Origin of the sequence: Streptomyces sp. NBC_01235 (assembly GCF_035989285.1) — a bacterium.
Lineage (GTDB): Bacteria > Actinomycetota > Actinomycetes > Streptomycetales > Streptomycetaceae > Streptomyces.
On sequence record NZ_CP108513.1, the window covers coordinates 5313433 to 5327053 of the forward strand.

Sequence of the window (13621 nt, forward strand, 5' to 3'; positions counted from 1 at the left end):
TGACGGTGGACCGGCAGGTATGTGCACATGCATAAAGTGCCTGCATACGACAACTTCCCGCCCCCCGGCACCATTCCGCCCACCCCCGGAATCCCCCTGTGATCCCGACCACGCACGCCGCCCGCACCCGAGAATGACGGTATGCCCAAGCCCCCACCGGTCCCGCCGATCCCACCGCACCCTCTTGTCTCCACGACCGAGCTGGAGGCGTCCTCCGTGGTCGCGAACAACACGATGAACCGCGAACGCGGACTCACCGGGGTCAACAGCTACGCCCGCGAACTGGGCGTCAGCCCGCTCGCCCACCTCGCGGCCCGCCCCACCGCCCCCTCCTGGCTGGACCTCTGCAGCGGCGAGGGCCGTGCCCTGCGCGAGGCGGCCGCCGTCCTGCCCGCCGACGCGATACTCACCGGCGTCGACCTGGTGGGCCCGCTCACCCCCGCACCGCCCCCGCCCGCCCTGGAGGAGATCGTCGCCTCCGTCTCCACCTGGACGCCCACCCGCACATACGACCTGATCACCTGCGTCCACGGCCTGCACTACGTCGGCGACCAGCTCGGCCTGCTCACCCGGGCCGCGTCCTGGCTGACCGAGGACGGCCTGCTCGCCGCGCACTTCGACCCGGAGTCGGTGCGCCACGCCGACGGGTCGACGGCCGCGAGGACAGCGGTCGCGGCACTGCGCGCGGCAGGTTACTCGTACAGCCCCCGCCACCACCGGCTCACCCTCCGGGGCGGCCGAGCCGTACGGCTCCCGTTCCGCTACCTCGGCGCCGACCCGACCGCCGGCCCCAACTACACGGGCCAGCCCGCCATCGCCTCCTACTACACCTCCCTCTGACCGACGACCTCCCGGGAGCGGGCGTCACGATTCAACCGACGCCCCCTCTCCCGCAGCACGTCACCCGGCGACACCTCCCCCACGTCCTCCGAGGTCAGGGACGCACCCGCGCCTCGCCTGCACGCCGGGCGCGCTTGGCGGCCTGCGGCCCGAGGCGGGTGCCGGACCGTTGCGGACAGGCGCGCGGGCGTAATCGGAGGGAATGTGCCATGGCCTGCCCCCGATTGCCCAGGCACTGACCAGAGCGGATGGCGCAAACCCTCCAAATGCACCCCACCGAGCCGCACCCCACCGAGCCGCAGGCCGTCGGCCGAGGCCGCATATCGGCAGCCCGGGCGAGCCGTATCGGCCGGAGGGCGACACCGTCACCCTCCGTCTTTTTTGTGTACTGAAGTGAAGGTCGGCCGCAGCACCTGACGCCGCCGGCCGTGCCCTCGGCCCCCCGGACACGCCCGAGGGCGGCACCCCCGTCGGAACAGGGGTACCGCCCTCGGTAAGGACGCAGATCAACCAGAGGTCGATCAGAAGTCCATGTCACCGCCCGGCATGCCGCCGCCGGCGGGCGCGGCGGCCTTCTCCGGCTTGTCGGCGATGACGGCCTCGGTGGTGAGGAACAGCGCGGCGATGGAGGCGGCGTTCTGCAGGGCAGAGCGGGTCACCTTCGCCGGGTCGATGATGCCTTCGGCGATCATGTCGACGTACTCACCGGTCGCGGCGTTCAGGCCGTGGCCGACCTGGAGGTTGCGGACCTTCTCCACGACGACGCCACCCTCGAGACCACCGTTGACGGCGATCTGCTTGAGCGGGGCCTCGAGCGCGATGCGCACGGCGTTGGCGCCGGTCGCCTCGTCACCCTCGAGCTCCAGCTTCTCGAAGACGGCGGACGCCTGGATGAGCGCCACGCCACCACCGGCGACGATGCCCTCCTCGACGGCGGCCTTCGCGTTGCGGACGGCGTCCTCGATGCGGTGCTTGCGCTCCTTGAGCTCCACCTCGGTGGCGGCGCCGGCCTTGATGACCGCGACACCGCCGGCGAGCTTCGCCAGGCGCTCCTGCAGCTTCTCGCGGTCGTAGTCCGAGTCGCTGTTCTCGATCTCGGCGCGGATCTGGTTCACACGGCCCGCGACCTGGTCCGAGGAGCCGGAGCCGTCGACGATCGTGGTCTCGTCCTTGGTGATGACGACCTTGCGGGCCTTGCCCAGGAGGTCCAGGGAGGTGTTCTCGAGCTTGAGACCGACCTCCTCGGAGATGACCTCGCCACCGGTGAGGATGGCGATGTCGTTCAGCATCGCCTTGCGGCGGTCGCCGAAGCCCGGGGCCTTGACCGCGACGGACTTGAAGGTGCCGCGGATCTTGTTGACGACCAGGGTCGACAGGGCCTCGCCCTCGACGTCCTCGGCGATGATCAGCAGCGGCTTGCCCGACTGCATGACCTTCTCCAGGAGCGGGAGCAGGTCCTTGACGTTCGCGATCTTGGAGTTCGCGATCAGGATGTACGGGTCGTCGAGGACGGCCTCCATACGCTCCATGTCGGTGGCGAAGTACGCCGAGATGTAGCCCTTGTCGAAGCGCATACCCTCGGTGAGCTCCAGCTCCAGACCGAAGGTCTGGGACTCCTCGACGGTGATGACGCCTTCCTTGCCGACCTTGTCCATCGCCTCGGCGATGAGCTCGCCGATCTGCGTGTCGGCGGCGGAGATGGAGGCCGTGGAAGCGATCTGCTCCTTGGTCTCGACATCCTTGGCCTGCTCCAGCAGGGCACCGGAGACGGCCTCGACGGCCTTCTCGATACCGCGCTTGAGGGCCATCGGGTTGGCGCCGGCGGCTACGTTGCGCAGGCCTTCCTTGACCAGGGCCTGGGCGAGGACGGTCGCGGTGGTCGTACCGTCACCGGCGACGTCGTCCGTCTTCTTGGCGACTTCCTTGACCAGCTCGGCGCCGATCTTCTCGTACGGGTCCTCGAGCTCGATCTCCTTGGCGATGGAGACACCATCGTTGGTGATCGTGGGGGCGCCCCACTTCTTCTCGAGGACGACGTTGCGGCCCTTGGGGCCGAGCGTCACCTTCACGGCGTCCGCGAGCTGGTTCATGCCGCGCTCGAGGCCGCGCCGTGCCTCCTCGTCGAACGCGATGATCTTGGCCATGTGAAGTGGTCCTCCCGGACTGGGGTGGATTGCTCCGGACCGCGCTGGCGCCCGCGACGGACGGCTCGCCGGCCTCGTGGTTCCTTGCCCCACTTGGCCTGCGGGCCTCACCGACCCGGTCCTCGTTGTCACTCTCACCTTCAGAGTGCTAACGCCAATGATTAGCACTCGACCCATGAGAGTGCAAGCGCCTCCACCGGACCGACCCCCGGATCGGACACCGGACAGACCGAAGGGCCGGCCCCCGGGCCCGGGGGCCTCGCGGACAGACCGAAGGGCTCGTACCCCCAGGAGGTACGAGCCCTTCGATGATGTACAGAAGAACGACGCTGTCAGTCGGCGCGTGCTTCAGCCGGTCGCGAGACGGACCATGTCCGCCTGCGGCCCCTTCTGGCCCTGCGAGATCTCGAAATCGACCCGCTGACCCTCTTCCAGGGTGCGGTAGCCGTCCATCTGAATCGCGCTGTAGTGGACGAAAACATCCGCACCACCGTCGACCGCGATGAAGCCGTACCCCTTCTCCGCGTTGAACCACTTGACGGTGCCCTGAGCCATGCCTAACTCCCCTATTACTGGCCCTTGCACAGATCCACACTTCGCGGATCCGGGTCAGACCTCACCCCCCAGTTTGGTTGGGGGCGTGCGCCGGAACGCGTCGACCGCGGCCGAATGTATCTGTCCAACTGCCCTCTGCAACAGGTCACTTGGACGAGAATTCTGGACGCACGGGATCCGGAATGTAACGAGAATTCGCCAGAATTCAGGGCAAGTCGGGCCCTGCAAAAGCCACAAAAGCCACGAATGAGGCGCACACTTTGGCTGCTTCTCATCGGGTACAGGGCAGAAATAAAAGGCTCCGGATCCGGTGATCCGGACCCGGTTCCCCAACTGTACCGCGCTCAACCACACTGAATTGCCCCCTCCGCTTCTATCGCGGAGAGGGCAATTCGATGAACACTCGGTAATCGCTGTTACCGACGGTTACTACCGACGGGTACTGACCGACGGTCAGCCGCCGGCGACGGCCGGGATGATCGAGACGCCGGCGCCGTCCGGAGTCGCCGTCTCCAGCCCCTGCTCGAAGCGGACGTCGTCGTCGTTCACGTACACGTTGACGAACCGCCGCAGCTTGCCCTGGTCGTCCAGGACCCGGGCGGCGATCCCGGTGTGGTTCTTCTCCAGATCGGAGATGACCTCGCCGAGGGTCCCTCCTTCGGCCGAGACCTCGGCCCGGCCACCGGTATAGGTGCGGAGGATGGTGGGGATGCGGACGGTAACGCTCATGACTTTCGACCTCCGGTCAGGTGGAGCGCCCCGAAGGGGCACGGGGCTGTGTGTATGTGCGGCTCCGCCGCGGGGCGCGAGCAGCCCCCACCGGCCCGCAGACGAAACAACGACCTCTTACGCGAGCCCAGCTTCCCGGAAGGACTCGAGGCTGGGCCGGATCGTCGCCGTGAGTCCCGTACCCGCCACCGCGTCCAGGGTCTTCAGGCCGTCGCCCGTGTTCAGGACGACGGTCGTCCTGGTCGGGTCCAGCAGACCGTTCTCGATCAGCTTGCGCGTCACACCCACCGTCACCCCGCCGGCGGTCTCCGCGAAGATGCCCTCGGTCCGCGCCAGCAGCTTGATCGCGTCGACGATCTGCTCGTCGTTCACGTCCTCCACCGCACCGCCGGTCCGCCGGGCGATGTCGAGGACATACGGACCGTCCGCCGGGTTGCCGATCGCCAACGACTTGGCGATGGTGTTCGGCTTCTGGGGGCGCACGACGTCGTGCCCCGCCTTGTACGCGACGGACACCGGGCTGCACCCCTCCGCCTGGGCGCCGAAGATCTTGTACGGCTTGTCCTCGACGAGCCCGAGCTTGATCAGCTCCTGGAGCCCCTTGTCGATCTTCGTGAGCTGCGAACCCGAGGCGATGGGCACGACCAGCTGGTCCGGCAGCCGCCAGCCGAGCTGCTCGCAGATCTCGTACGCCAGCGTCTTCGAACCCTCGGCGTAGTACGGCCGCAGGTTGACGTTGACGAAGCCCCAGCCCTCGCCGGCCGGGTCGCCGATGAGCTCGGAGCAGAAGCGGTTGACGTCGTCGTAGTTGCCCTCGATGCCGACGAGTTCGCCGCCGTAGATCGCGGCCATGACGACCTTGCCCTGCTCCAGGTCGTGCGGGATGAACACGCAGGAGCGGAAGCCGGCGCGGGCGGCGGCGGCGCCGACGGCGCCGGCCAGGTTGCCCGTGGAGGAGCAGGAGAGGGTCGTGAAGCCGAAGGCGCGGGCGGCCTCGATGGCCTGGGCGACGACGCGGTCCTTGAAGGAGTGCGTCGGGTTGCCGGAGTCGTCCTTGACGAAGAGCTTGCCGGCGTCGACGCCCAGCTCGCGGGCGAGGTTGTCGGCCTGGACGAGCTTGGTCCAGCCCGGGTTGATGTTCGGCTTGTCCGCCACGTCGGCCGGGACGGGCAGGAGGGGCGCGTAGCGCCAGACGTTCGCGGGGCCCGCCTCGATGCGCTTGCGGAGCTCCTCCGTGTCGTAGGAGGAGAAGTCGTACGCGATCTCGAGCGGGCCGAAACACTCTTCGCAGGCGAAGACCGGGCCGAGGGGCACGCGGTGACCGCACTCGCGGCAGCTCAGCGCCGCGGCGGGACCGAGGTCGACGGTGGATTCGGTTTCAACAGTCTGCGCAGCCATGTGAGGCGAGGCCCTTTCTCCTCATCTTCCTCACGACGCATCTCGCCGTGAGACGGATTTGGCACCTTCCCAAGCCGGGAGCCTCGCGGAACGATCAACGGTGATCGGTACGAGACCGGCTGGAGGGTTGCCGGGGCTTCATCGGGCCGTATCCCTCTGCCCCTCTGGATGAGCGGTATTCGGTTGTTGAACGGTGAACGCCGATGACCCCGGACATGCGATGGTCATCCGCGTTGTTCAAGACTGTAACCGAAGGCCAGGACAGTTGAGATAGTCGTCCGAACCGCGAGATGGATCACACGGTGACCTGCCGTGCACTTGGTGTGATCACGACAGTGAGGAGCCGCTGACCGTGCTGGAAGAAGTCGAAAGCTGGCTGGCCACCCGCTCCTGGTCCGTGACCGATCGCCCGCTGCACCGGATCCTGGCCGCGAAGCGCGCCACGAACCAGTCGGTGTCCGTGGTCCTGCCCGCGCTGAACGAGGAGGAGACGGTCGGCGACATCGTCGCCGTCATCCGTCACGACCTCATGCACCAGGTTCCGCTCGTCGACGAGATCGTCGTCGTCGACTCGGGATCGACCGACCGTACCTCGGAGGTCGCGGCGGCGGCGGGCGCGCGCGTCGTGCACCGCGACGCGATCCTGCCCCGCATCCCCGCCGTGCCCGGCAAGGGCGAGGTCCTGTGGCGCTCCCTGCTGGTCACCACCGGGGACATCGTCTGTTTCATCGACGCCGACCTGAAGGAGTTCTCCTCGGACTTCGTCTCGGGGATCGTCGGCCCGCTGCTCACCGACCCGGACGTGGACCTGGTCAAGGGCATGTACGACCGTCCGCTGAGCGGTGCGGCCGGCCAGGGCGGGAGGGTCACCGAGCTCATGGCCCGCCCGCTGCTGAACATGCACTGGCCGCAGCTGGCCGGATTCGTGCAGCCGCTCGGCGGCGAGTACGCGGCCCGCCGCAGCCTGCTGGAGCAGCTGCCCTTCCCCGTCGGGTACGGCGTGGAGCTGGGCATGCTGGTCGACGCCCTGCACCTGGTGGGGCTCGACGCCCTCGCGCAGGTGGACGTCGGGGTGCGCAAGCACCGCCACCAGGACGGCCAGGCCCTGGGCCGGATGGCGGCGGCGATCTACCGCACCGCGCAGCTGCGGCTGGCCCGCGGGCACATGATCCGTCCGGCCCTCACCCAGTTCGAGCGGAGCGCGGACGGCTTCGAGCCGCGCACCTACTCCGTGGACACGGAGGAACGGCCGCCGATGGCGGAGATCACGGAGTACGCGACCCGCAAGGTCGCGTGACGGGTCACGCGACGGATCGCGTGACGGATCGCGTACCACGTGGAACGGGCCGTATACGGGCGATATGCGGGTGATATACGGGTGATATACGGCCGGATACGACCCCTCCACACAGTGCGACCGTACGTTTGAGTGTTTGCCGACCGGGCTAGGTTGTGGCGTATGGCTTCCACGCACGACACGGCTGCTCGGGGTGCTGAGGTGCTGGTCGCGTCCAACCGCGGTCCGGTCTCCTACGAGGTGCGCGAGGACGGCTCGCTGCACGCGAAACGCGGTGGCGGCGGGCTGGTCTCCGGCCTGTCGGCCATCGGCCCCGACGCGGGCGCCCTCTGGGTGTGCGCGGCGCTCTCCGACGGCGACCGGGAGGCGGTCCGGCGCGGGGTCGGCGAGGAGGGCGTGCGCATGCTGCCCATTCCGGCCGACGTGCACGCCGACGCCTACAACGGCATCGCCAACTCGGTGCTCTGGTTCATCCACCACCTCCTCTACCTGACCCCGCTGGAGCCGGTCTTCGACACGGAGTTCCGCCGCCAGTGGGCGTCGTACGAGGCCTACAACCGCGCCTTCGCGGAGGCGCTGGCGCAGGAGGCGGCGCAGGGTGCGGCCGTCCTCGTCCAGGACTACCACCTGTGCCTGGTCCCCGGGATGCTCCGCGAGCTGCGCCCCGACCTGCGCATCGGCCACTTCTCGCACACCCCGTGGGCGCCGGTCGACTACTTCGGCATCCTGCCCGGGGACATCCGCGAGCAGCTGCTCCAGGGGATGCTCGGCGCGGACCGCCTGGGCTTCCTCACCCGTCGCTGGGCGAACGCGTTCGCCGCGTGCTGTACGGAGTTCGCCGGAGAGCCGGCGAAGACGCAGATCGGCGTGCACGGTCTCGGCGCCGACGCCGACTTCCTGCGGGAGCGCTCGCACCGGCCGGACGTCGACGAGCGGATGGAGGAGCTGCGTGCGCAGATCGGCGAGGGGCGCAAGACGATCGTCCGCGTCGACCGCACCGAGCTGTCCAAGAACATCGTGCGCGGGCTCCTGGCCTACCGGCAGCTGCTCGACGACCACCCGGAGTGGCGCGAGAGGGTCGTCCACGTGGCCTTCGCCTACCCCTCCCGCCAGGATCTCGCCGTCTACCGCGACTACATGGCGGAGGTGCGGCGCCTGACGGAGGAGATCAACTCCGGCTACGGCACCCCGGGCTGGACGCCGGTCCTGCTGAACCTGGAGGACGACTTCGCCCGTTCCCTGGCCGCCTACCGTCTGGGCGACGTGGCCCTGGTGAACCCGATCCGGGACGGTATGAACCTGGTCGCCAAGGAGGTCCCGGTCGTCTCCGACCAGGGCTGCGCGCTGGTGCTGTCCCGGGAGGCCGGGGCGTACTGGGAGCTGGGCGAGGACGCGATCGTCGTCAACCCGTACGACGTCCTGGAGACCGCCCGCGCCCTGTACGAGGGGCTGACCATGAAGCCGGAGGAGCGTGCCGAGCGCACGAAACGCCTGACGGCGGCGGCGACCGCACTCCCCCCGGCCCAGTGGTTCCTCGACCAGCTGACCGCCCTGCGGGAGATCCAGCCGACCTGAGCCCAGCCGGACGCCCGCGCGGAGATCAGCCCACCCGCGCCGCCAGCCGCCGCAGCAGCCCCACCACCCCGGCGGGCCCGTCGACGACGAGGTCCGCGCGGGCGAAGCCGGGCTTCTCGAATGCGGCGAAGGCCAGGACGTCACCACCCCGTCCACCCGCGCCGAACAAGCCCGACACCCGCACGAAGATCAGCCCACCCGCGCCGCCAGCCGCCGCAGCAGCCCCACCACCCCGGCGGGCCCGTCGACGACGAGGTCCGCGCGGGCGGCCAGTTCGGTGACCTCGGTGCTGCCGCTGCACACCAGCAGGCCGGGGATGCCGTCGGAGCGCAGTTTCTCGACGGCGGCGAAGGCGGGGAGGTCGCCGAGGTCGTCGCCGGCGTAGAGGACCGACCGCGCGCCGATCTCGCGGACGTGCTCCAGCAGGGCCACGCCCTTGTCCATACCGGGCGGGCGCAGCTCCAGGACCATGCGGCCGGGCTCGACGATCAGGCCGTGCCGGGCGGCGAGGTCGGTGAGGGGGGCGCGCAGGGCGTCGAAGGCGGCCTGGGGGTCGTCGGCGCGGCGGGTGTGGACGGCGACGGCCCGGCCGCCCTTCTCCTCGACCCAGACGCCCGGCCGGTTCCCGGCCGTTTCCAGGACCTGCGGGAGTTCGGCGCGGACGGCGGCCACTCCGGGGTGCGGGGCGGGGGCGCTCAGGGTGCCGGTGCGGGCGTCCCAGCGTTCGGCTCCGTAGTGGCCGAGGACGGTGAGATGCGCCAGCCCGTCGACCCCGGCGAACCCGCCGTGCCGTACGGCGACGTCGGCGGGCCGGCCCGTGATCACGGCGACGGAGGCGACCTTCGGCGCGAGGACCGCGAGTGCGGGGACGGCGTCGGGGTGCGCCCGGGCGTCCTCCGGGTTCTCGACGATCGGGGCGAGGGTGCCGTCGAAGTCGAGGGCGACGAGCGTGCGGGAGGGACGGGCCAGGATCGCGGCGAGCGCCTCGCGTCCGGCGGGGGTGGTCGGGGTGGCGGGTTCGGGTGCGGGTTCCGTGGAGTGCGTCTCTGGGGTGCCCATACGGCGACGATAGCCGTGAGGCGCCGTCGCTAGCGCTCCCCGCGCCTCGACTCCCGCACCCTGCGCAGCCTGTTCACCGTCACCGGATCGTGGGCCAGCGCCCGCGGATCGTCGAGGAGGGCGTTGAGGAGCTGGTAGTAGCGGACCGGGGACAGGTCCAGTTCCTCGCGTATCGCCCGTTCCTTCGCGCCGGGGCCGGGGAACCCGCGCCGCTCCAGGGCCAGGATGTCCCGTTCCCTGGCCCCCAGCCCGTCCGCTTCCTCTGCCTCGCGCCGCTCCATGCCCGCACCGTAACGCCCGCCACCGACACTCGGCCCACCCGGCGCGGTCGGCTCATTCGCCGGTGCTGTTGTCCAGCGTCGTCGCCGTCGTCTGGAGATCGCCCAGGACGTCGGCCGGGTTGCCGTTCGCGGTCACGGCCTGGCCGATCCGCTTCTTGATCTCCGCGCTGACCTTCGCCCAGGAGGTCCGCCCGACGGGGTAGGTCTCGGAGAGCGGGAGTTCCTCCAGGAACGGCTGGAGGGCGGCGTCCTCCTTGGCCGCGCCCATGACGAGGGAGGCGGAGTTGGTGACCGGCAGCAGGTCGTACTCGCGGGAGAAGGCGAGCACGTTCTTCTCGCTGTAGACGAAGTCGAGGAAGTCGCCGATCTGCTCGGCGTGCCCGTTCTGCTTGAAGGCGGTCATCCAGTCGGCGACGCCCATGGAGACCTTGCTCGGGCCGGCGACCCCGGGCATCGGCACCATGCCGAACTTGACGCCCTTGCTCTTCGCCGTCTTCATCAGCGACGGGTGCCCGTTGAGCATGCCCACGTCGCCGGCGGCGAACGCGGAGAACGCGGCGGCCCGGTTCAGCTTGCCCGGCGCGACCGGCCCCGTCAGGTCCTTGCCGACCAGCTGGTTCTTCAGCCAGTCGAACGTGTCGACGTTCTCGGCGGAGTCGAGGGTGTAGCTGCTGACGGTCTGCGTGTAGCCGCCGCCGCCGCTGAGCAGCCACTGCAGGGTCTCGGCCTGCGCCTCCTCGGGGCCGAGGGGCAGCGCGTACGGGTACTTCACGCCCTCGTCCTTGAGCGCCTTCGCGTCCTTCGCGAGCTCGGCCCAGGTGGTCGGCGGGGTGAGGCCGGCCTTGGCGAAGAGGGTCTTGTTGTAGAACAGCAGCCGCGTGGAGGAGGCGAACGGCATGCCGTACTGCACCCCGCGCACCTCGCCCGCGCCTGCGAGCTGGGACACGAAGTCGGCCTCGACGGGGATGGAGAGCACGTCGCCGACCTTGTAGAGGAGGTCCTCGGCGGCGTAGTCGGCGTACGCGCCGATCTGGGCCATGTCGGGGGCCCTGCCCGCGTCGACCATCGCCTTGACCTTGGCGTCGACGTCGTTCCAGGAGTACACGGTCACGTCGACGGTGACGCCGGGGTGGTCCTTCTCGTACGCCTTGACGAGCTGGTCCCAGTACTTCTTGGAACTGTTGGCGCTGCTGTCGCCGTAGTCGGCGGCGACGAGTCTGAGGGTGACGTCGTCGGAGTCTCCGGTCAGTCCGCAGCCGGCGAGGACCGCCGCCATGCCGAGGGCGGACACCGCCGCGATCGTCCCTGACTTCCCTGCCCGCCGCTCCACCGAATCTCCATCTCCTCAACTAATTGTTCATACCATTGGGTCCGCTATTCGGAGTAAGGTCTACACCACGCAAGTGGACTAGACCTCTTGCGGGTCCATGAGACGGCACGGTACCCCCAAGAGCGTGAGTGGACTAGACCTCTTGCGGGTCCTCGGTCCACACTGTTCCGGTGAGACATGTCATCGCCCTGGACGTGGGCGGCACCGGGATGAAGGCCGCCCTGGTCGGCGCGGACGGCACGCTGCTGCACCGGGCCCGCCGGGCCACGGGCCGCGAGCGCGGCCCCGACGCGGTCGTCGCCGGCATCCTCGACTTCGCCGCCGACCTGCGCGGACACGGCGCCCGGCAGTTCGGCGAGCCCGCCGCCGCGGCCGGCGTCGCCGTACCCGGCATCGTCGACGAGGCGCGCGGCGTCGCCTCCTACGCGGCCAACCTGGGCTGGCGGGACGTCCCCCTGCGCGAGCTGCTCGCCACCGCGCTCGGCGTTCCGGTCGCCCTCGGCCACGACGTACGCACCGGCGGCCTCGCCGAGGGCCGGATCGGCGCGGCCCGCGGCGCGGACCGATTCCTGTTCGTGGCGCTGGGCACAGGCATCGCGGGCGCGATCGGCGTCGACGGCCGGGTGGAGGCGGGCGCGCACGGCTTCGCGGGCGAGATCGGCCACATCGTCGTACGGCCCGGCGGGACCCCGTGTCCGTGCGGGCAGCTCGGCTGCCTGGAGCGGTTCGCGTCGGCGGCGGCGGTGAGCGAGGCGTGGGCGGCGGCCTGCGGAGACCCGGACGCGGACGCCGCCGACTGCGCCAAGGCCGTCGCGTCCGGCGACCCGAACGCCGTCCGGGTCTGGCAACGGGCCGTGGACGCCCTCGCCGACGGCCTGGTCACCGCACTCACCCTGCTGGACCCGCGCACGCTCGTCATCGGTGGCGGCCTCGCGGAGGCGGGGGAAACCTTGTTCACACCCCTGCGGACCGCGGTCCGGCAACGGGTGACCTTCCAGAAGCTCCCGGAAATCGTCCCGGCGGCCCTGGGCGACAGCGCGGGATGCCTGGGGGCGGGCCTCCTGGCCTGGGATCTCCTCAACACGACTGACGGCATGGAGGTAACAACCTGATGGCCACCCCCCTAGGGGCGCGGGACAGCGCCGATATGCGGCTCCGCCGCGAGGCGCGACCAGCCACGACGCACCCGCAGGTACTAGCCGGTGCCAGGGTGGTACTGCCCGCGGGCACGGTGCCCGACGGCCGCGTCACGATCGACGGCGAGAAGATCACGGCCGAAGCCCCCCACGCAGACGTCGTAGACGTGACCGGTCACTGGCTGGTCCCCGGCTTCATCGACCTGCACAACCACGGCGGCGGCGGAGCCTCATTCCACGGCAAGGCCGAGGACGTCCAGAAGGCCATCCACACCCACCGTCTGCACGGCACGACCACCCTCGTCGCCTCGACCGTCACCGACGACATGGACTTCCTGGTCCGCCAGGCCGGCCTGCTGAGCGAGCTGGCCGAGCAGGGCGACCTGGCCGGCATCCACTTCGAGGGCCCGTTCATCTCGCCGTGCCGCAAGGGCGCGCACTCCGAGGCGCTGCTGCGCCACCCGGACCCGGCTCAGGTGCGCAAGCTGATCGACGCGGCGCGCGGCCAGGCGCGGATGGTCACCCTGGCCACGGAGCTTCCCGGCGGTCTGGACTCCGTACGCCTCCTCGCCGAACACGGCGTGATCGCCGCAGTGGGCCACACGGACGCCACCTACGAGCAGACGGTTCAGGCCATCGAGGCCGGCGCCACCGTCGCCACCCACCTCTTCAACGCGATGCCGCCGCTCGGCCACCGCGCCCCCGGCCCCATCGCCGCGCTCCTGGAGGACGAGCGGGTGACGGTCGAGCTCATCAACGACGGCACCCACCTGCACCCGGCCGCCCTGGAGCTGGCGTTCCGTCACGCGGGCCCCCAGCGCGTGGCGTTCATCACGGACGCGATGGACGCGGCCGGCATCGGCGACGGCCACTACCTGCTCGGCCCGCTGGAGGTCGAGGTCAGCAAGGGCGTGGCCCGGCTGGTGGAGGGCGGCTCGATCGCGGGCTCCACCCTCACCCTGGACCGCGCCTTCCAGCGGGCGGTGACGATCGACCGGATCCCGGTCGGGGACGTGGTCGCGGCCCTGTCCGCCAACCCGGCCCGCCTGCTGGGCATCGACGACCGGGTGGGCTCCCTGGAGCCGGGCAAGGACGCCGACCTGGTCCTGCTGGACGAGAACTTCGAGCTCAAGGGCGTGATGCGCAAGGGGAATTGGGTGGTGGATCCCCAACTGGCCTGAAACGTCCGCCCGCACAGGGACGGTGGCCGACCCGAGGGCTGGGCCGGTCGCCGTCCCTTTGGCATGATCGGGCCTCCGGAAGCACGGAAAGCACCG

13 protein-coding genes and 1 riboswitch are annotated in these 13621 nt (G+C 70.3%); of the genes, 5 read left to right on the top strand and 8 right to left on the bottom strand.

The window, feature by feature from the left end; translation table 11 throughout:
• Window positions 1–141: 141 nt before the first annotated feature.
• Window positions 142–840 carry a methyltransferase domain-containing protein gene (locus OG289_RS23460; RefSeq protein WP_327316013.1) on the top strand — a complete coding sequence of 233 codons (699 nt, stop codon included), beginning with the start codon at window positions 142–144 and terminating at the stop codon, window positions 838–840.
• 521 nt (window positions 841–1361) lie between these two features.
• Here OG289_RS23460 and groL read toward each other — a convergent pair.
• The 4 genes from groL to thrC all read right to left on the bottom strand — a co-directional run bounded on the left by groL (window position 1362) and on the right by thrC (window position 5666).
• Window positions 1362–2984 carry a chaperonin GroEL gene (groL, locus tag OG289_RS23465; protein ID WP_079661499.1) on the bottom strand — a complete coding sequence of 541 codons (1623 nt, stop codon included), beginning with the start codon at window positions 2982–2984 and terminating at the stop codon, window positions 1362–1364.
• A gap of 348 nt (window positions 2985–3332) precedes the next feature.
• Entirely contained in the window at window positions 3333–3539 is a 207-nt protein-coding gene (locus tag OG289_RS23470) for a cold-shock protein (protein ID WP_007493268.1), read from the bottom strand.
• 453 nt (window positions 3540–3992) lie between these two features.
• Window positions 3993–4268: a MoaD/ThiS family protein gene (locus tag OG289_RS23475; RefSeq protein WP_327316014.1), complete on the bottom strand. Its 276-nt coding sequence runs from the start codon at window positions 4266–4268 to the stop codon at window positions 3993–3995.
• A gap of 117 nt (window positions 4269–4385) precedes the next feature.
• The gene (thrC, locus tag OG289_RS23480; protein WP_327316015.1) at window positions 4386–5666 is read right to left on the bottom strand and encodes a threonine synthase; all 1281 of its coding nucleotides are present in this window, start codon (window positions 5664–5666) and stop codon (window positions 4386–4388) included.
• A gap of 18 nt (window positions 5667–5684) precedes the next feature.
• Window positions 5685–5841: riboswitch (SAM riboswitch) on the bottom strand.
• 177 nt (window positions 5842–6018) lie between these two features.
• Between thrC and OG289_RS23485 the strand changes: the two genes are divergently transcribed.
• Entirely contained in the window at window positions 6019–6963 is a 945-nt protein-coding gene (locus tag OG289_RS23485; RefSeq protein ID WP_327316016.1) for a glucosyl-3-phosphoglycerate synthase, read from the top strand.
• 162 nt (window positions 6964–7125) lie between these two features.
• Window positions 7126–8538, top strand: coding sequence for an alpha,alpha-trehalose-phosphate synthase (UDP-forming) (locus tag OG289_RS23490; RefSeq protein ID WP_327316017.1), 1413 nt, complete (start codon window positions 7126–7128; stop codon window positions 8536–8538).
• Between the two features lie 25 nt (window positions 8539–8563).
• On the opposite strand, the gene OG289_RS23495 is transcribed toward OG289_RS23490, so the two are convergent.
• Genes OG289_RS23495 through OG289_RS23510 form a run of 4 tightly spaced genes read right to left on the bottom strand, consistent with a single transcriptional unit; the run spans window position 8564 to window position 11154 of the window.
• Window positions 8564–8716 (bottom strand): hypothetical protein, encoded by a 153-nt coding sequence (locus OG289_RS23495; RefSeq protein WP_327316018.1) that lies wholly within the window; start codon window positions 8714–8716, stop codon window positions 8564–8566.
• Between the two features lie 11 nt (window positions 8717–8727).
• Window positions 8728–9597, bottom strand: coding sequence for a trehalose-phosphatase (otsB, locus tag OG289_RS23500; protein ID WP_327316019.1), 870 nt, complete (start codon window positions 9595–9597; stop codon window positions 8728–8730).
• A 29-nt stretch (window positions 9598–9626) separates the two neighbouring features.
• Entirely contained in the window at window positions 9627–9878 is a 252-nt protein-coding gene (locus tag OG289_RS23505; RefSeq protein ID WP_327316020.1) for a DUF3263 domain-containing protein, read from the bottom strand.
• A 52-nt stretch (window positions 9879–9930) separates the two neighbouring features.
• Window positions 9931–11154 carry an ABC transporter substrate-binding protein gene (locus OG289_RS23510; RefSeq protein ID WP_327320777.1) on the bottom strand — a complete coding sequence of 408 codons (1224 nt, stop codon included), beginning with the start codon at window positions 11152–11154 and terminating at the stop codon, window positions 9931–9933.
• A gap of 224 nt (window positions 11155–11378) precedes the next feature.
• Between OG289_RS23510 and OG289_RS23515 the strand changes: the two genes are divergently transcribed.
• Together OG289_RS23515 and nagA are read left to right on the top strand one after the other, a co-directional pair.
• Window positions 11379–12320 carry an ROK family protein gene (locus OG289_RS23515; protein ID WP_327316021.1) on the top strand — a complete coding sequence of 314 codons (942 nt, stop codon included), beginning with the start codon at window positions 11379–11381 and terminating at the stop codon, window positions 12318–12320.
• A gap of 35 nt (window positions 12321–12355) precedes the next feature.
• Window positions 12356–13525 (top strand): N-acetylglucosamine-6-phosphate deacetylase, encoded by a 1170-nt coding sequence (nagA, locus tag OG289_RS23520; RefSeq protein ID WP_327320778.1) that lies wholly within the window; start codon window positions 12356–12358, stop codon window positions 13523–13525.
• Window positions 13526–13621: the final 96 nt, after the last annotated feature.